Source organism: Oleidesulfovibrio sp. (assembly GCF_047973035.1).
In the GTDB taxonomy this organism is placed as follows: Bacteria; Desulfobacterota; Desulfovibrionia; order Desulfovibrionales; family Desulfovibrionaceae; genus Oleidesulfovibrio.
The window spans coordinates 1-17,353 of the sequence record NZ_JBKEBF010000029.1; the positions used below are offsets into that span (position 1 = coordinate 1).

The 17,353-nt window shown below is 52.2% G+C and carries 15 protein-coding genes and 1 pseudogene; 13 read left to right on the forward strand and 3 right to left on the reverse strand.

What is annotated here, in order from left to right; all coding sequences use genetic code 11:
* From ACK5LI_RS08580 to ACK5LI_RS08595, 4 genes and pseudogenes are all read left to right on the forward strand, one after another.
* Nucleotides 1-369 (forward strand): annotated as a pseudogene (locus tag ACK5LI_RS08580) (hypothetical protein); the annotation flags it as partial.
* Nucleotides 369-968 (forward strand): phage tail protein, encoded by a 600-nt coding sequence (locus ACK5LI_RS08585; protein WP_416948237.1) that lies wholly within the window; start codon nt 369-371, stop codon nt 966-968. The pseudogene ACK5LI_RS08580 and the gene ACK5LI_RS08585, both read left to right, overlap by 1 nt.
* A complete protein-coding gene (locus ACK5LI_RS08590) occupies nt 969-1,193 on the forward strand; it encodes a phage tail protein (protein WP_416948239.1) in 225 nt (74 codons plus the stop codon). It abuts the gene before it with no gap.
* A 632-nt stretch (nt 1,194-1,825) separates the two neighbouring features.
* The gene (locus ACK5LI_RS08595) at nt 1,826-2,767 is read left to right on the forward strand and encodes a GGDEF domain-containing protein (RefSeq protein ID WP_416948241.1); all 942 of its coding nucleotides are present in this window, start codon (nt 1,826-1,828) and stop codon (nt 2,765-2,767) included.
* A 173-nt stretch (nt 2,768-2,940) separates the two neighbouring features.
* Here ACK5LI_RS08595 and ACK5LI_RS08600 read toward each other — a convergent pair whose 3' ends face one another.
* A complete protein-coding gene (locus ACK5LI_RS08600; RefSeq protein ID WP_416948243.1) occupies nt 2,941-3,366 on the reverse strand; it encodes a TOBE domain-containing protein in 426 nt (141 codons plus the stop codon).
* Between the two features lie 363 nt (nt 3,367-3,729).
* Between ACK5LI_RS08600 and ACK5LI_RS08605 the strand changes: the two genes are divergently transcribed.
* The 6 genes from ACK5LI_RS08605 (at nt 3,730) to ACK5LI_RS08630 (ending at nt 10,490) form a co-directional block, all read left to right on the forward strand.
* Nucleotides 3,730-4,035 (forward strand): hypothetical protein, encoded by a 306-nt coding sequence (locus ACK5LI_RS08605; RefSeq protein WP_416948245.1) that lies wholly within the window; start codon nt 3,730-3,732, stop codon nt 4,033-4,035.
* A complete protein-coding gene (locus ACK5LI_RS08610; RefSeq protein WP_416948248.1) occupies nt 4,020-5,051 on the forward strand; it encodes an MBOAT family O-acyltransferase in 1,032 nt (343 codons plus the stop codon). The genes ACK5LI_RS08605 and ACK5LI_RS08610 overlap by 16 nt, the downstream gene beginning before the upstream one ends.
* A gap of 2 nt (nt 5,052-5,053) precedes the next feature.
* Nucleotides 5,054-5,872, forward strand: coding sequence for a hypothetical protein (locus tag ACK5LI_RS08615; RefSeq protein ID WP_416948250.1), 819 nt, complete (start codon nt 5,054-5,056; stop codon nt 5,870-5,872).
* 246 nt (nt 5,873-6,118) lie between these two features.
* Complete coding sequence (locus ACK5LI_RS08620) at nt 6,119-7,471, forward strand: DUF697 domain-containing protein (protein ID WP_416948252.1); 1,353 nt, start codon at nt 6,119-6,121, stop codon at nt 7,469-7,471.
* A 527-nt stretch (nt 7,472-7,998) separates the two neighbouring features.
* Nucleotides 7,999-8,460, forward strand: a complete 462-nt coding sequence (locus ACK5LI_RS08625; RefSeq protein WP_416948254.1) for a multiheme c-type cytochrome — start codon at nt 7,999-8,001, stop codon at nt 8,458-8,460.
* 8 nt (nt 8,461-8,468) lie between these two features.
* Entirely contained in the window at nt 8,469-10,490 is a 2,022-nt protein-coding gene (locus ACK5LI_RS08630; protein ID WP_416948257.1) for a methyl-accepting chemotaxis protein, read from the forward strand.
* Nucleotides 10,491-10,659: 169 nt separating this feature from the next.
* Here ACK5LI_RS08630 and ACK5LI_RS08635 read toward each other — a convergent pair whose 3' ends face one another.
* Nucleotides 10,660-11,574, reverse strand: coding sequence for a DMT family transporter (locus ACK5LI_RS08635; RefSeq protein WP_416948260.1), 915 nt, complete (start codon nt 11,572-11,574; stop codon nt 10,660-10,662).
* Nucleotides 11,575-11,680: 106 nt separating this feature from the next.
* Here ACK5LI_RS08635 and ACK5LI_RS08640 point away from each other — a divergent pair, with 106 nt between their 5' ends.
* The 3 genes from ACK5LI_RS08640 (at nt 11,681) to ACK5LI_RS08650 (ending at nt 15,424) form a co-directional block, all read left to right on the forward strand.
* Nucleotides 11,681-12,865, forward strand: a complete 1,185-nt coding sequence (locus ACK5LI_RS08640) for a putative sulfate/molybdate transporter (protein WP_416948262.1) — start codon at nt 11,681-11,683, stop codon at nt 12,863-12,865.
* A gap of 20 nt (nt 12,866-12,885) precedes the next feature.
* The gene (locus ACK5LI_RS08645; protein WP_416948265.1) at nt 12,886-14,097 is read left to right on the forward strand and encodes a hypothetical protein; all 1,212 of its coding nucleotides are present in this window, start codon (nt 12,886-12,888) and stop codon (nt 14,095-14,097) included.
* 160 nt (nt 14,098-14,257) lie between these two features.
* Nucleotides 14,258-15,424, forward strand: coding sequence for a hypothetical protein (locus tag ACK5LI_RS08650; RefSeq protein ID WP_416948267.1), 1,167 nt, complete (start codon nt 14,258-14,260; stop codon nt 15,422-15,424).
* A gap of 500 nt (nt 15,425-15,924) precedes the next feature.
* Here ACK5LI_RS08650 and ACK5LI_RS08655 read toward each other — a convergent pair whose 3' ends face one another.
* Nucleotides 15,925-17,319 (reverse strand): alanine/glycine:cation symporter family protein, encoded by a 1,395-nt coding sequence (locus ACK5LI_RS08655; RefSeq protein WP_416948269.1) that lies wholly within the window; start codon nt 17,317-17,319, stop codon nt 15,925-15,927.
* Nucleotides 17,320-17,353 lie beyond the last annotated feature (34 nt).

Genomic DNA, 17,353 nt, shown 5'->3' on the forward strand with positions numbered 1-17,353 from the left:
ACCATAAACGCCCATGTGCGCGATGCCGGAAACCACGGCCACGGCGACGATATGCTGTGTTTTCCCATGCCTGCGCTGCCGGTACATCTGACTGCCACGGTGCACCCCGTGCCCAACCTGCAGGACGATAAAAAAACAGCGCTGCTGCAGGCCGTGGACGGGCGCATACGGGCGGCCTTTCGCGAAAATTCCGACTATTCCATGACACGTACATGGCCGCACAGCCGTTTTTCGCTTTCCGTACTGGCGGACGAACTGCACGCGCAGCTTCCGGAGCTGGCATCGGTGGAGTTTAGCAGGGCGGACATAGTTTCCGCGCTGGAATTGCCGGTGCTGGCCAGCCTGACCGTTACCGACGGGGGCGCATAATGCAGATAAAAATCACGCTGCCGTTCTGGATGGCCAAAGGCGAGCTGGAAAAGTTGCGCCGTGCCGCAGTGGCGTGGTGGCAGCAGGTGGGCGAGTGGGCATCGTGGCCGGTGCGCCAGCTGGATACGGAAACCTGCGACGAGCAGGTGCTGAATCTGGTGGCATGGCAGCGCGATATTTCCCGCTTTGAGGGCGAGCCGCTTTCACTTTTTCGCAAGCGGGTGAAGTACGCCTATGCCAATGCACGCGATGCCGGCAGCGTGGCAGGGTTTAAGCGCATCTTTATGCGTCTGGGCATTGGCTATGTGGAGCTGGAAGAACGCATGACCGGCGTGGATTGGGACATTATCGACATACGCCTGACAGACACGCAGCTGGCGCAGAATCAGGCGCTTTTGTCCGTACTTATCCAGCATTACGGGCGCACCTGCAGGCGGTATCGCTGGAAGATTATTACCCCGCTGCCTGTGGGTATGCGGGTGTGCGAGTTTGGCAACGATTACACCATGGAACGTGCCGCCGTGCCGCCCTGCACCGTGCGGGTGCAGGTATGTGAATTTAGCAACGACAGTATAACCCTGAACGCGAGCGAGGAATAAATGGCTACTGCAATCACGCTGGCGGGCGAAAGCCTGATAGCCCGCAAACAGGCGGCAGGCGAGCCGCTGGTTATCGACACATTTTTGCTGGCGCTGGTGCCGGATTTAAACCCCGACCTGCCGGTAGACCGTACAGAAGGCAAGCCCGATGCGGGGCAGATGATGCATACCTATGCCATCCCCGAAGAGTTCAAGGGATACGTTAACCCTAATCAGGTGGTGTAGCTACACACTTGCCTTTGCCGTCGGTCTGTTTGTGGGTGTCCGGTGTTGTATTCGCCGCCTTTGCCAGTTCGGATAGCAACAAAGCGACAGCCGCCTACTTTTGGCTGCCGCTCCGCAGGGCTGGAGCATTATGGGAGGCCTCCGCAGGAGCTTCTTGACGAGTTGCAGCGACTGACGCAGGACGCCATGGTTGCAAAAGCAAAGAAAGTCGAAGCCTCGGAGGCAGCTCAGCAAGCCCGGATTGCGTTTAACGATTTGATGAAAGCGCGCGGGGACTCTCCATTTGATTAATTCTACCATTCAAGAGATAGATTCTTAGAGTCTGCACTTTTGTTTTTTAGTTGATAAACCTTATGTTTTTGCATGAGGCTTTTTTTATACAAAATTCAGAACAAAGATATTCGGTATGAGTGTGTGGTCGTTTTGTTGTTGTCTAAGAGTGTATAAATAATCAAAATGTTATTTGTGATGATGTCGCGTGATGTTTTATTTTATGTATATTGGGCTAAAGAAACTCTGTGGTATGTTCTTGTTGCGGATGGAGTATAAAATTTTTAGTATACTTACTTGCCAATGTGCTTGCATACAAGCTCTTTAGTATTCTATACGGAGTGGCAAATGGAGAATTTTGTATGGGTGAACAGTGTAACGACGACCTGCTTAACGCGCTGGCAGACGGTGTTTATTTTGTAACTCCTGATTTAAAAATAAGTAACTGGAACAAATCTGCAGAGCGGATAAGCGGGTACGCGAAACATGAGGTTTTAGGCTCGGGCTGCTCGGATAATTTTTTACGTCATGTTGACGATAATGGAACACTCTTGTGTGTTGAGGGCTGTCCTCTTGCAGCAACGCTGAGCGATGGCGAGCCGAGAGAAGCCCGTGTGTATTTACATCATAAGCTTGGGTATCGGGTGCCTGTGCTGGTGCGCACGGCTGCTTTGCGTGACGAACAGGGGCAGATCGTCGGTGCCGCAGAGGTTTTTTCAAACGACGGTCGGCATATAGATATTTTACGGGAAATGGAAGTATTGCGAAAAGAGGTGTTGACAGACCCGTTGACCGAAGTCGGAAACAGAAGGTTCGCTGATATCACCCTCGAACGTCTTGAGGAGGGGATGGCAGAAGGAGGTATGCCATTCGGTGTGATTTTTGCCGATATAGATCACTTCAAGGTTGTGAATGACAGGTGGGGGCATTGCACCGGCGATGTTGTATTGAAAATGGTAGCCAAGACCCTGCAAGCAGCCCTTCGCCCTTTTGACGTAGCCTGTCGCTGGGGAGGAGAGGAGTTCGTGATGCTGATAACAAATACCACTGAACGCAGTCTGGTGATTATCGCGGAACGATTGCGCAAGCTGGTGGAACAGTCGTGGGTTCAGCACCGCGGTGAAAATATTCAGGTCACTATTTCTGTCGGGGCCGCTATTGCAGACAAAGGTGAATTGGCAAATGCTGTGGTTGAGCGGGCTGATTCACAGATGTATTTAAGTAAAGGGGCGGGCCGTAACTGTGTTTTCTTTGACGGGTGTAAGGTGGGAACGTTGGCAGATCTCACTTGTATCGGGGAATAAGCTTGTTACCGGTTGGCAGCTACTCTGTTGCCTTGTCTGGCTGCTTACGTGCCTTGCGATGCTTTTTAAAAAAGTGAGTTGCACACATGCAGTTGTGGCGTTGTCTGTTTTGTTTCGTGTAACGGTGTAAAAAAGCCCCACACCTACATGCGGGGCACACAATTCTGGCTGTATTATGCCATCACAACAATGGGGGAGGGAGCTTTAAAGAAAAAGACGAACGTCTTTCCTGCTTCCACACCCAGCTTTTTGGCACTGCCTGTTGTAATAACAGCGCAAATGTCTGTGCCATCCTCCAGCTTGCCATTCACTTCGCTGATCACTTCATCAGAAATGACCTCAGTAACGGTGCCGGGAAAGGCATTACGCGCACTTGTGGGCGAAGGCGTGGCAGACTTTTCAAGCATTACAAAAGGAGCCTTTACCAGAGCCGAAGCCTTTTTCCCGACGGCGATCCCCAGCTTATCGCGGCTGTTGTTGGTTATTGTGGTGACAACTTCGTTGCCGGAAGGGGTGGTTATAACAACTTCGGTCTGCACGGCGCTGGAAACAACGCTGGTGATAGTGCCGGTAAAGGTGTTGCGAGCACTGGTTTCCATATGAATATCTCCTGATTAATGAGTTACGTCAAAGAAGGCAGGAAGCCTTCTTATCAAGATACTCTATTTTCCTCTGATTGCTATATTTAAATGATTATCTAGTAACAACTTAGATTTTACGGTGTTGGCGGACTTTTTACTGGGTGCGGTGAAAGGACTACTACTCGCTCTTGCGACGGAGGGAGCCTGTGCGGGTTGTGTATCTTTGCACGTTGAGGCTTCTCCGTATCTCTCCAGTCTTTTTGTATTTTGCAGAACTATTCATGATTTTTAGTACATTTGATTTTTTTTTGTTTTTTTGCCGCTCGTAGTGTGCGGCTTTTTTCTGCTGTGTAAGTACCGGCTGGCCCGGGCGGCAGAACTGTGGCTGCTTTTGCGTCTCTGGTGTACTACGGCTGGTGGAACCCTGCATATTTACTGCTGATTGTCGGTTCGCTTACCGGTAACTATCTTCTTTCCGGAGCTATGGACGCCTCACAGGGTAAAGTCCGCAAGGGCATTCTTATTGCAGATATTGTTATAAATATCAGCCTGCTGGGGTACTATAAATATATTGACTTTTTTATAAGTTCAGTCAATGCGCTTACCGGTGCCGCGCTTCCTTTGCAGAACATCGTCCTTCCGCTGCCATCAGCTTTTTTACATTCCAGCAGGTGGCGTATCTGGTAGACCGTTATAAAGGAAAGGTAGGAACGCACGGCTTTGCAGATTACGCGCTTTTTGTGTGTTTCTTTCCGCAGTTGATAGCTGGCCCCATCGTACATCATTCTGAAATGATGCCTCAGTTTGCCTCGCTTCGTTCGCGAGTTGTAAGCTGGAAAAATATCTACATCGGCCTTTTTTTGTTTGCATTGGGCCTTTTTAAAAAAATTGTCATTGCAGACAATCTGGCAATTACTGCCACGTACGGTTTTGATACTGCAGATTCGTTGAGTTTTGGAGCTGCGTGGGGCGCAAGCCTTGCTTACACCATGCAGTTGTATTTTGATTTTTCAGGATACACCGACATGGCTTTTGGGGCCGCCCGCATGTTTAACGTACGGTTGCCTGATAACTTTCTTTCTCCGTACCGTGCAGTAAACATTCAGGACTTCTGGCGGCGCTGGCATATTACGCTTTCACGCTGGCTGCGGGACTACCTTTATATCCCCCTTGGTGGAAACAGGCGGTCGGAAGCCCGAACCCTGACAAATCTTGTGCTGACGTTTCTTTTAGGTGGGCTATGGCATGGTGCCGGCTGGACCTTTGTAGCATGGGGGGCACTGCATGGTGTCGGCATGGCTGTGCATCGTGTCTGGACGCGCAACAATCACCGAATGCCGGTATTTGCCGGATGGGCTGTGACTTTTCTGTTTGTTAGTCTTGCGTGGGTGCTTTTCAGGGCAAATACTTTTGCAGACGCAGTCAAGGTGTACGAAGGGATGCTGGGGCTGCATGGCTTTGGCATGACAAGAGCTTTCAAGGATATGTTTGAAGCCGCTACAGGGGTCGGCCCGTATACTCAGTTGCGGTTTCTGGCGCCAGCTTGTGTCATTGCTTTCCTGTGCCCCAACGCACGCACTCTTGCGGCTGAGGTGCAGCCAACCCTGCTTTGGACTGCATGGATTGTAGTCTGCCTGTTCTGCTCATTTTATTTTATGGCTGATTCAGGTCATGTTTCCGAGTTCATCTACTTCAGGTTCTAACTATGCGCGCAGAAATATATAAAAAACACACTTGGTATGCGTTGTGCTGGGCGCTTGGGCTGTTTGTGGTGTTTAAGTTGGTGCTGTATGCCAACTATATAAGCGGGTTCAGAATGATCCAGCAGGATGCGCTTGTACGACACCAGATAGAACAGATTGATACCGAAGCTTCTGTGCAAACTGTGTTTGTAGGCGACAGTTCGTTGGGCAATGCCATTAATGCACCACTTTATTCAGAAATTACAGGAACTTCTTCGTTGTCACTGGCTTTGACAGGTAGTTTCGGAGTGCAAGGCTCAATCAATATGGCGCTACGCGCCATGGATCAGCACCCGGAAATCCGAAATGTGGTCATCATGCAGACACTGGATGTGTTTCAGCGTCGTTTCGGCTCGTGGCCGTATGCAACGGTTGACCTGCAACTGCCGCAGACCTTCAAATCTATTGAGATCAGTGAAGGGATGTCTGCAGTGGACGTTGTGATGGGCTATGTGCAGTTTGTAACCGGCTTTCACCATTTTGAGTATGGCAAGCCGGATATGACCGCCGGACTGAGCAATGATACGCTGTACACGGAGCAGAGCAAAAGACGTTTTAATAACGGGATGCGTACGTTGGGAAGGGAAAACTGGATTACGGGAACCCCTCGCGAGTCCGTTGTGAAAGCTCTGGATATGTTTGCCCGTTATTGCAAGGAACGCGGAATTCGTTGCGTATTCGTTTTCGGCCCGATGCATGAAGAGGTTGTCGCACGCTCGCAACCATATCTGAATGATACTTTCGCTCTGTTGCGCAAGACAAAGTTTATTACGTTTGTGTGATACACTGTCAGCTTTGCCTGTGTACAAAACGGGTGATTCTGAAGACCATGTCGCGCCGGAATTTCAGGCAGAAATCACAAGGCACTATGCAAAGTTGCTGGCTCCTGTCCTTGCCCGATAGCAAACAGCGCAACCGGATGCGGTTGCGCTGTTTTTTGCTCATTTGACTTGTGTTCATTTAATGCGCACTTATCAGGCTACCACGCCGGAGGAATTTTTAGCCGGTGGTGCACGATGGAGAACACTATGCTTTCAGTAATAAAACGGATTTCCATAATCGTAGCTGTGCTGCTGCTTTCTTTGTTTGCTGTCTATCTCTTCGGGGCTGTTTCTGTGCTGGCTGATCTGGCGGCGCGCATCCACCCTGATCTGGCGGTATGGACAGCGCTGCTCAGCCTTACCCTTATCGGGCTTGCAATATGGTATGCGGCGGCACCGTTTTTCAGGCCGCATGCACTGACCCTTTCGGCAAAGCCGGATGAAGAAGAGCTGCAGACGTATAAAGCTGCGTTGCTGAGTCGTTTGCGCAGCAATACCTACCTGCGTGAGCAGGGGATCGACGTTACGGATGAGCACGATATAGAGAGTGCTCTGGCTGTGTTGCAGCATAAGGCTGACGAAGGTATTCGCGCCACCGCGAAACAGGTTTTCGTAGGGACGGCTGTATCGCAAAATGGCAAGCTTGATTCTCTTATCGTGCTTACTCTTCTGGCCCGGCTTATCTGGCGCGTTTCTGCATTGTATAATCAACGCCCTGCGCCTTCCGAGTTGTTGTCGTTGTACTCGAACGTCGCTGTAACATCGTTTCTTGCCGCCGGTGTTGAAGACTTAGGTGGTGAAGAAGCTATGGGCAGCATCATCGGGCCTGCAGTGGCATCTTCTGCACTTGGTGCTTTACCTGGTGCCGAGGCTGTGGCTACGGCGATTACGGCTTCTCTCGTAGATGGCTCGGCGAATGCTCTTCTGACACTTCGAACCGGTATTATCACCCGCAACTTTATTTCAGGATCGTTGTCCGTTCATGGCGGTAACAGGCGTGCTGCCACTGCAGAAGCACTTTCAATGCTGGCCGATATCTCGGGCGAGACAGTTAAGGTTGTCATAGCAAAAACAGGGCAGGCTGCTGCGCAAGTTTGCGGAAAAAAGGTCAGTGATGCAGTAGGCGCAGGCGCAAGAACTGCACGCAGGGCCGCAGATGCTGTTGCAGGCGGTGTAGGCGGGGCCGTGCGGACTGTTGGTGCCGGCGTAGGCGGTGCCGCCCGTACGGTGGGTTCCGGAGTGGGAGGCGCGGCAAAAGCTGTGGGCACAGGTGTAGGCGGCGCAGCGCGTGCTGTCGGTACGGGAGTGACCTGTGCCGCCAGAGTAGCCGGAACGGGTATATATGACGGAGCAAATTTGTTACGTTCCGGTGCCGTGGAAACTGTTGCTGTAGTTGGAGATACCACTACGGCTTTGAGTAAAGCAGTTTCAAAGGGCGCTCTTGGCTCTGCAAGAGTAATAGGCAACGGCGTGAAGGAAAGCGGGCGGGCAGCGACAGGCCTCTGGAGCCGCGCAGGCGCACGGACAGCCGGTTTGTGGCGAAAAATATCCCGTAGCTGATAGCCTGAACGTTATTTTTTAGTCTTAAACTGTTTTGTTTACGTTTGCGCTCCGGAGTTAACACTCCGGAGCGTTCCGTTTTTCTGTTGGGGGGTATGACTTGATCGGGTGGTGATCCTTTTTTTAGATATGAACTGAAAGCAGAGGCGCAACGATAGCTTAATTATTTTTTGATAGTGAGTGTATACTATGATGGTAGGGTGATGTTGCAGTTGATGCTTGGTTTAAATGTATTGTGCCGCAGGTATGGTAAATGCACTTTGCTTCTTTAAAAGTGATGTTACAAAGGCGTACTGATTGTGCGAATAAACGCTTTAATGAAACGTTTACGTTTTGATTTGGTACATACGTGTTGGGCGTATGTACAGTTTTACAATTTATAGTCAGTTGACAGTATTAAGGATTTGGCTTAGCAGCCGATAAGGGAGTAGAAAATTAAACACTTCTTTTGCTTTCGGCCGCGGGTGATACGTTTTGAGGATGCCGAACAGCAGTATGGAAGAGTGTTGCGGGAAGCAGGAGGAATCATGAGCAAGGGGTTGCTGTCTGTAGCTGCCATGACATTGTGCACTGTGTTTTTGTCAGTTTCGCCGTGCGTCTCTTACGCGGGCGATTATGTGGGCTCGGCCCGCTGTGGAGAGTGTCATGAAACAGAATATGAAACTTTTAAAAAGCATTCCGTCAAAGCAAAGTCATGGAAAAGTGTTTCGATCATGGCATCGGACCTTACAAAAGCGGAGCTTGAGGGATGTTATGAATGCCATACCACAGGTTATGGTAAAGGTGGTTTTGTCAGCTTTGAAACTACCCCGCAGTTTGCCGATGTCGGCTGCGAAACCTGCCACGGGCCGGGTGCAGCGCATTCGGAATTTGGTGATCCGGAACTGATCACGCGCAAGCCCGATGTGAAAAACTGTGAAACCTGCCACAACGAAAGCCGCGTACAGGCCTTCGGGTACAAGCCGCTGATTTCTAGCGGGGCGCACTAGGAGGACGTATGCTGCAGTTTATTAAAAATTCTATCGGCTTAAAAACGCTTGCTCTGATTGCATGCATATCGGTTCTTGTGTTCTCAGTCCTCATCGGGGTGACTGCTGTCCGCCAGAAGGACAGCATGGTTGAACAGCTGGACACGTCGCTTAACCGCGTATCGGAACTGGTCAAGTTGTCCATAGACGGCCCCATGCTGATTGGTGACGACGATGGCACAAAGGCACAATTTGCCAAACTGGCAGAGCGTTATCCCGACACTCAGGTTTATATTACCAACTTTAAAAACAACATCACGTACAGCACGCAGCTGGATACTGTACGCAAAAATATGGATAAGGTTTTTACAAATGCCGAAGCCATTGATCTTTCGCGTCGGGCTTTGAAAGTTGAAGCTCAGGAAGGAATGCTGCTGGAAGATGGCGGCAACTCGTTTTTGCTGCGTAGTACATCAATCCCTAACGAAGAGTCGTGCCATCATTGTCATGGTGCTTCACAGCCCATTCTCGGTCAGCTTGTCGTTGTAAAAGATGTAACTCCCATGATTCAGGGGATTGATCGGCAAGTTGTCGAAACAGTAGCGCTTTCACTGGGCGGGCTGGTCACACTTATAGCAATTGTGTTCTTTTTCCTGCGTAAAACCATCATTAAGCCTGTGCTGGAAATTACAGATGCAAGTTACCGGATTGCTCAGGGAGACCTGAACGCAAAGTTTGTTGTGCACTCGCAGGACGAGCTGGGCAAACTGGAAGGCAATCTGGGTGAGATGGTGGACAAGCTGAAAGAGCAGCTGGGCTTTTCCCGCGGCATATTGAACGGCATGACAACGCCTTGCCTTGTCACCGATATCAACGGCAACATTACGTTTACCAACAAAGGCATGGTGAATTGCCTGTGCGAGCTTGGCGCGCCAGAGGACCATCTGGGAAAGAAGGTCGGTGACTTCTTTTACAAAGATGCGTCACGTGAGACTCTTACAGAAAAAGTTCTTGCTGCACGTCAGCCTATTACCGGCGTGGAGGTCGAATTTAAAGACAGGGATGGTCAGGAACATTATACCATTCTTGATGGGTCACCTATCTACGACCTTGATGGCAATCTGATCGGAGCATTTACCATCTGTACCGACATGACAGACTTCCGTCGTCAGCAAAAGATGGTGGAGGAACAGAATGCGAAGATCACCCGCGCGGCGGAAGCGGCCAGTTCAGTTTCTGTGCAGGTGTCCTCAGCATCGGAAGAGCTGTCTGCGCAGATAGAACAGTCCAGCTCCGGTGCAGATGAGCAGCGCAGCCTTACCATAGAAGGTGCGACAGCTATGGAGCAGATGAATGCCACCGTTATCGAGGTAGCCCGAAATGCTTCAAGTGCTGCACAAACTGCTGATCAGGCACAGGAGATTGCCAAGAGCGGTGTTCAGGTTGTGGAAAGCACGGTCGAGCGTATCAACGCCGTGGCTGCTCAGGCTGAAACCTTGAAAGCAGAAATGGGCGAACTGGCAGCCAAGGCGGAAGGCATCGGCGAAATAATCAACGTTATTGAAGATATCGCAGATCAGACAAACCTGCTTGCTTTGAATGCCGCCATCGAAGCTGCCCGTGCAGGAGATGCCGGTCGCGGCTTTGCCGTTGTGGCAGACGAAGTACGCAAGCTGGCCGAAAAGACCATGAGCGCCACCAAACAGGTTGTGGATTACGTGGGAGCTATTCAGGATAGTACCCGTAAGAATATGATCGCGACTGAAGAAGCTGTTAAGCTGGTGGCACAGTCTACTGATATGGCAGGCGAGTCCGGCAAGACTCTGCATACTATCGTAGGAATGGTGGTTGAAACTGCCGATCAAGTTCGCGCTATAGCCACCGCCGCAGAAGAACAATCCGCAGCAAGTGAACAGATTAACAGCTCAATGGAGCAGATCAGCCGGATTTCTTCTGAAACGGCTGATGCCATGAGCCAGTCTGCTCAGGCCGTCTCGGATCTTGCCCGTCTTGCTGTAGAGCTCAACGATATTATTGCGGAAATGCGATAGAACCCTTTGCTGTAGCCAAAGGCAATGTATGAATAGTAAGGCCGGAGCAGGTATCTGCTCCGGCCTTTTATGTTTGTGTGCCCTGTTTTGAAGATTGTCGGAAGGTAAAAAACGTACTGATAGCAGAGTCGGCAGCGTAAGCTGTCTGGTTAATGCCGCAGGGCTGAAATCAGGATTCTTCATGTGACTTTTGTAACTGCATGTGTTGTACGGCATCGTCATCAGTAGCGGGTTCAGTTTTTTCACGTACAACCACAAAAACGCCGGAAAGAACCAGCAGGCTGCCTGCAATACCTATGGGGGGGAGCAGTTCGTTCCACCACCAGTATGCCAGCACGGCTGCTGCCACAGGCTCCAGATTTGCAACAATCGCAGCGCGGGATGCAGCAAGACGTTTAAGCCCTGCGCAGTAGGCAAGGTAGGCAAGCCATGTGCATAGAAAGCCTTCCATGATCAGGGCAAACCAGCCCAGTGCACTGTGCTGCGAGAATGTGACCCACGGCAACAACGCCAGTGCTCCTGCAGGCAGACAGTAAGAGTACAGCGTTACGGAGGAATAACGGTGCAGGTACGTTTTGCCGAAGACATAATGCAGGGAGTAGCTGAAACCGGCCACAAGCCCCCACAAGACGCCTGCTACAACAGAGCCGCTTCCCGCGCCACCTGAAAGGCTGACAAGCGCAGTGCCTGACATGGCAAGAGCAAGAGCTACCAGACGCGGCGGGGTAAGTGCTTCTGCAAATAATACTCGGGCAAGCAGCGTGACCCATGCCGGAGCAGTGTACAGCATAATGGAAGCAAGAGCGGCGCCCCCTTCCAGTACGGATATTTGATACGATCCGAAAAACAGCGCAACGCCTACAAGGCCGAAGGCCGCAAATACAGGTACGTCCCGCATTTCTGCGCGCCATTGGCCGGTTGCTACGGCGTGAATAAGAAAAAAGAGCGCTCCGGTAAGGCATCGCCAGAAGGCAACTTCTATAGGGGTGGTGCCCTCATTAAAGCATATCTGTGCCAGCGGCCCGATGAAGGCCCACATCAATGCTGCCAGCCCCACATAAATATACCCGATCAGGTGTTGCACAACGTCCTCCTGTTTGCCCGCATGAAAAGTAACGTGTTTTCATGCTTCATTCTTCTGCAACACAGTGGTAAAAGTGTCAAAACAAACTCTGGTCAGGAGCTCTGTTATGCAATTCGGGAGCTATCGTTTCGACAGGATGGAATTTGCCGGTTCTCTGGGTGATCTGGGTACGTTGCTTCCTCTTGCAGTCGGTATGATCATGGTAAACGGCCTTGATCCTATGGGATTGTTTCTTGCCGTGGGCCTTTATTACATCATAGCAGGGCATTATTACGGTGTACCGGTTGCGGTACAGCCCATGAAATCCATCGGCGGATACGCTGTGGCAACCGGGGTAAGTACCGGCTCTGTAAGCGCCGCTTGTCTGATTATGGGGCTGGGCATGCTGGCTATCGGCAAGTGGAATCTGGTTGAAGTGCTCCGCAGGCATATTCCCCGCGCGGTTATACGAGGAGTTCAGGCCTCCACAGGTGTGCTGCTGGCAACGCAGGGCATCCGGTTTATGCTGGGCCAGCATTCATTGCAGCAGGAACTTAGCGAGCCTTTTCTTGGCCTTGGTTCTCTGGGGCCTGTACCGTGGAGTCTTTTGTTAGGTGTGGCTTTTCTTGTCAGTGCATTGCTCCTGCTGGGAAGTAAAAAATTTCCCGCAGCGCTTGTCGTTGTGGGGTCTGGGCTTCTGCTGGGGCTTCTGCTTTCTCCTGTTGATTTCCAGCTTGGCTTCCATATGCCGCAGCTGTTGCCTGCGGGGCTTCCTGCGCTGAGTGATTTTGCCTATGCGCTGCCGGTGCTTGTTCTGCCTCAGTTGCCTATGACGTTAGGCAATGCAGTCATTGCCAACGCGGATTTGTCGCATCATTATTTTCCCGAATCTTCCGGGCGTGTAACACCCAGATCGCTTTGCATCAGCATGGGTGCTGCATGTACGGGAGCTTTTTTTCTGGGCGGTATGCCCATGTGCCACGGAGCAGGCGGGCTTGCCGCGCATTATCGCTTCGGAGCGCGTACGTGCGGATCAAATCTTATTATAGGTCTTGCATTTGTTTTGTTTTCCATAATGCTGGGCAGTGGTATGCTGGATGCTGTCCGGTTGTTGCCGTTGGCGGTGCTGGGAACGCTGCTGCTTATTGCGGGAGTGGAATTGTGTCTGACTGTTCGTGATGTGCTGGACCGCAACGGTTTGTTTGTGGTCTTTTGTATGATAGCACTGACGCTGACCACCAACCTTGCGCTGTCTTTTGTTGCGGGTATAACACTTGCACTGTTGATAGCACGAGGTAAAGTAGACGTATAATCGCGCCCCTCGGAGAATTTATGAGTAACAAAAGAGAATCGCTTGATATGACACCTCCTCCTCGCAGAAAGGGGGGAGTGGTAATTCTGGTTGTGGTTGTTTTGCTGGCTGCCGCTGCAGGATATTTTCTGTGGCAAAGCGGGTCGTCTGAACCTCCGCAGGTGGGACAGAATACACCTTCCGGTCAGATGACGATGCCGGTTCCTTCCGGTAGCGGGGGAAATTCCTCAGATGCCGCTGGCTCTTCCGGTCAGGCTGGTGCCGCCGGACAAACTGCAGCAGGCCAAATCGGGGGGCTGCCTGACAGCAACGCTCAGGGCAACCGGACAAACAACGCATCCGGCAATATGACTGATGCTGATTCCGTCGCAGCTGCAGGTGCGCAGCAGAACAGTAAAGACAGCGTACCGGCCGTAACGGAAGACAGCATCATCGGCCCTGCTTTTATTACCGATATCGCCCGCTGGTTGGTAGAAGGGTATTACCCCCGTGGAACCTACCCGACCGCCCTGAAAGAAGGCGTTGTTGTGCGCGATGTGAAAATGCTTAATACCCATGCCGGAATCGGCATGCCGGGTATTTCATGGGAAGGCGAAGACATCCGTAAAGGCCGCGAGGCAGTGCTTGCATATGTGCTGACGCCGACCATGGTTCGCGCACTCTATTCTTTGTATGAAGAACGTTTTATGGCTTCTGTCGAACAGCAGGCAGGCTTTCTTGTGCGTGAGCGCAAAGGGCGCGAACAGCCGCTGACGGATGCTGAAAAACGTGAAATGTATTCCATTTACGCCCGCCTTACCCGTGGTGTTGCGGCAATCGCTGACAATGTTCTTGATATGCCCGATGCTGTTGCGCGGGTAAAAGCGTGCCTTGCTGCCCGCAAAGCAACGCTGGATGCCAACGGCGCTTTTGCAGAAGCGCTGTATACCTATCAGAGCCTGCTTGAGCAGAATGCATCGTATGCGGAAGTACAGGCTGCTCTGAAAGCGAAAGATGCGGCGGGAAAGGCATTCCAGCAGGCTATTGTAGAGCGCGAGCGTAAAATTGCAGCACTGGCCTCTGCACTTCGTCGCCCCGGCGTATCACGCGCCCTTGATGAAGAAGGCGCCGTTTATGTGGCCATGTGGATTGCCCGCAGGCTGGAAGCAAACCCCGAAGCCGTGCCCGCAATCCGCGAAGGCGCAAACGTGCTGCGCGATGTGGCAGCAGGATTTGAGGCCCGTTCGCGTTGATGAAACACGGGTTTTAGTTGCAGGCCTCGTCTTTAGCTTGCAAATGCCTGACTTCTCGGGCAGGTAACGTTCATTATATCTGGTTATCCGGGCCGGAGCTTACTGCTTCGGCCCTTTTTGCAACGTGCGCGGGTCTGCGCGGTTAAGGGATGGAGTTCGCATGGCTTCGATGACTGTTCTTGAAGACACTCCTTCAGTCTTACGTATCGGTTCCGGACCGGAGCACAGAACGTCCATAAGGGTGTTGGCGTTTCTGGGGACGAGCCTTATGGGGCTGGCTGTTCTTTTTCAGCAGGATCTGGCGCTTACTGCAGCATGTGTGGTCGGCGCCGTGGTGCTGGGTATGGTTGCCCTTATGTTGCATAATCAATCCAGACAGCAGGAATGGAACTTCGAGGAGCGGGTTCTGTATGTCATCGGGCGGCAGCGGGCGGATATGTGCGCTATTCCGTTTGACGATATTGCTTGCATCCGCCTTACAAAACGCCGGATAGCCCGCAGCCTTACAGGCGCGGCAACACAGGGGCAAGCCGGAGAAAACCCTCGGGGACGTGAGCGGTTTCATCTGGAAGCTGCCATGCGCGATACCGGCTATGAAGGCATTGACCATTCTTTTACTCTTGATGAAGTTCGGCAACTTTCTGCCATTCTGGTGGACCGGACAGGGCTGCCTTTTTGTGATGAAATTGATGGCTCCCGTAACAGACCGGCAGCGCATCAGGCCGTGACTTCTAGGGTTCTGCCACCGGAGCAACCTTCACCGGGATCTGTTCTGCGCCTTATCGAAGGCGAAGTCCGATGGCCGTTGTCACCCGGGTGGCCTGCGATTTCAGTGATGTTGATAGTGCTTCTCAGCCTGATGGCCGGAGCCAGTTCGACGTATGTGAATATGCAAAGTGAAAGCAATGCAGACCCGATGCTGATGGTAATTGCACTCGGTGTGGCATTTTTCTTTATGGTGATAGTAACGGGCCGTCTTGCCCATGCTTTTTTGGGGCGCGGGCAGATTGTAGTAAAGGACGGCGTGCTGCGGCGTGATTTATTCAGTCCGATGGGGAACCGCAGCCTTGAAATTCCTGTACAGGATATTCTGGCACTACGTGTGATTGCTCCTCGCTTTGCCATGTGTCAGTTGCAGATACTTAACCGTACGGGGCAGGCCGCGGTAATAGCCACGGTTTCGACCGGTGTGACGCCGCTTACCGTGGGGGACCTTTACTGGCTGCGCGGAGTACTGAACCGTAAGTTGCAGCTGCAGCAGACCGTGCAGGGTGATAAGGTCCGGCATGACGTGCATGATAGTAACTCCGGCTCTTCTGCCGGATAACATCTGTTTTGTGTGTTTGTTCAGCGCGCCGCCTGCGATTGCAGGCGGCGCTTTTTTTGTCTGCGGTCCCACCTGCTAGGCGGGGGCGATGTATGTTGTAATAGGCGGTAGGGTGCACACATGGGTGCAGTACAAGCAGACTTGGCAGCGGGGATTGCCCTTTGAATCAGGAATAATGCGGACTGGAAAGTACACGCTTGAAATGAGTAAGATTGCGAAGTTGCCGGATGCTCGGGCACAGGCGTTTTTTTACTTGCCTGATAACAATTACAGCAGGAAAAGCGGAGATCATCGTCCGAGGCGTTGTGTCAGGATGATTGCTGTACCAGTGGCTGCTGTGCCGGTGGTACCCGCTGCAGGATAGGAGCTCAGGTTGCAGCATTGAATATTACCCTGCACTTAGTAATAGTGTGTCTGGCGGGCAGGCCGTCGTTTAAACGCGGAAAGGCCGGACCCGCTGTCCGGCCTTTCACCAACCACACACTTCCTATGGAGATGGCCTAACGCTCTTCTGCGAGCGCGGCCGAATCCGCGGTAACGGTGCGCTCTGCTTCGCGTTTGGCAAAGTAGGCGCGTGTTTCTGCCACAACCACACCGGAAAGACCAAGCAGACCGATAAGGTTGGGCACGGCCATCAGGCCGTTGACGATGTCAGCCAGCAACCAGATAAGGTCGAGGTGCACAAAGGCGCCGCTGGCAACAAGGCCGATGTAGACAAGGCGGTAGGGCAGAATGCCCTTGGTGCCGAAAAGATACGTGGTGCAGCGTTCGCCGTAGTAGTTCCAGCCGAGAATAGTGGTAAAGGCAAAGAACATCAGGCCGATGGTGATAACGGCAGGCCCGTAGGCAGACTGCATACCCAGCTCGAAAGCTGCATTGGTCATGGCCGCACCGGCCAGACCTCCGTCGTTCCATACACCGGTCATTACCAGCACTATACCGGTCATGGTGCATATGACGATGGTATCGAAAAAGGTTCCCGTCATGGCGATAAGCCCTTGGCGCACGCAGGAATCAGTGCGCGCCGCAGCAGCAGCTATAGGTGCGGAACCGAGACCTGATTCGTTGGAGAATACACCGCGCGCGATACCGCTGCGCATGACCATAAGAACGGACATTCCGGCAGCACCGCCGAAGGCCGCAGAGGGATTGAATGCAGATTCAACGATAAGGGCAACGGTGCCGGGCACTTTGTCAAGGTTCAGCAGCAGCACGATAAGCGAGGCGCCGATGTAAAACAATGCCATGAAGGGGACAATGCGCTCTGCCACTTTGGCGATGGAGCGGATGCCGCCCAGTGTTACCATGGTGACCAGTGTGGTCAGCACCGCTGCGGTAACCCATGTGGGAATGCCGAAGGTAAGAATGGCTGCGTCCTTGATGGCGTTAACCTGCGCAAAGGTACCGATGCCGAAGAAAGCAACCAGAATGCCGAACAAGGCGAACATGCGGGCCAGCAGACGGCTTCCGAGACCACGCTCAAGGTATACCATGGGGCCGCCGGTCATCTGACCGTTGGCGTCCTTCACACGGTATTTAACCGCCAGCAGACATTCTGAATACTTTGTGGCCATGCCGAAAAACGCGGCAGCCCACATCCAGAAAAGGGCACCCGGGCCGCCAGCCGTAATGGCGGTAGCAACACCGACGATGTTACCCGTTCCGATGGTGGCTGAAAGCGCAGTGCAAAGCGCTGCAAAAGGAGAAACATCACCCTCATTTCTGGTACCTTTGTCGCCGCTGAATACAAGCTTGAGCGCAAGGGGCAGACGCATGATCTGCAACAGACCAAGACGGACGGTGAGGTAGATGCCGGTTCCGACCAGCAGTGCGAGCAGGGGCGGACCCCAGACAAACGAGTTGATAGATTGAAGTAGAGTAGTAATGTCAGTCATCTCTATATCCTTGAAATTATAAAATTCCCAGGTA

Coding starts and splice junctions, on each gene's coding strand:
- ACK5LI_RS08585 (WP_416948237.1), top strand. CDS start 369: ATGCAGATAAAAATCACGCTGCCGTTCTGGATGGCCAAAGGCGAGCTG.
- ACK5LI_RS08590 (WP_416948239.1), top strand. CDS start 969: ATGGCTACTGCAATCACGCTGGCGGGCGAAAGCCTGATAGCCCGCAAA.
- ACK5LI_RS08595 (WP_416948241.1), top strand. CDS start 1,826: ATGGGTGAACAGTGTAACGACGACCTGCTTAACGCGCTGGCAGACGGT.
- ACK5LI_RS08600 (WP_416948243.1), bottom strand. CDS start 3,366: ATGGAAACCAGTGCTCGCAACACCTTTACCGGCACTATCACCAGCGTT.
- ACK5LI_RS08615 (WP_416948250.1), top strand. CDS start 5,054: ATGCGCGCAGAAATATATAAAAAACACACTTGGTATGCGTTGTGCTGG.
- ACK5LI_RS08620 (WP_416948252.1), top strand. CDS start 6,119: ATGCTTTCAGTAATAAAACGGATTTCCATAATCGTAGCTGTGCTGCTG.
- ACK5LI_RS08625 (WP_416948254.1), top strand. CDS start 7,999: ATGAGCAAGGGGTTGCTGTCTGTAGCTGCCATGACATTGTGCACTGTG.
- ACK5LI_RS08630 (WP_416948257.1), top strand. CDS start 8,469: ATGCTGCAGTTTATTAAAAATTCTATCGGCTTAAAAACGCTTGCTCTG.
- ACK5LI_RS08640 (WP_416948262.1), top strand. CDS start 11,681: ATGCAATTCGGGAGCTATCGTTTCGACAGGATGGAATTTGCCGGTTCT.
- ACK5LI_RS08645 (WP_416948265.1), top strand. CDS start 12,886: ATGAGTAACAAAAGAGAATCGCTTGATATGACACCTCCTCCTCGCAGA.
- ACK5LI_RS08650 (WP_416948267.1), top strand. CDS start 14,258: ATGGCTTCGATGACTGTTCTTGAAGACACTCCTTCAGTCTTACGTATC.
- ACK5LI_RS08655 (WP_416948269.1), bottom strand. CDS start 17,319: ATGACTGACATTACTACTCTACTTCAATCTATCAACTCGTTTGTCTGG.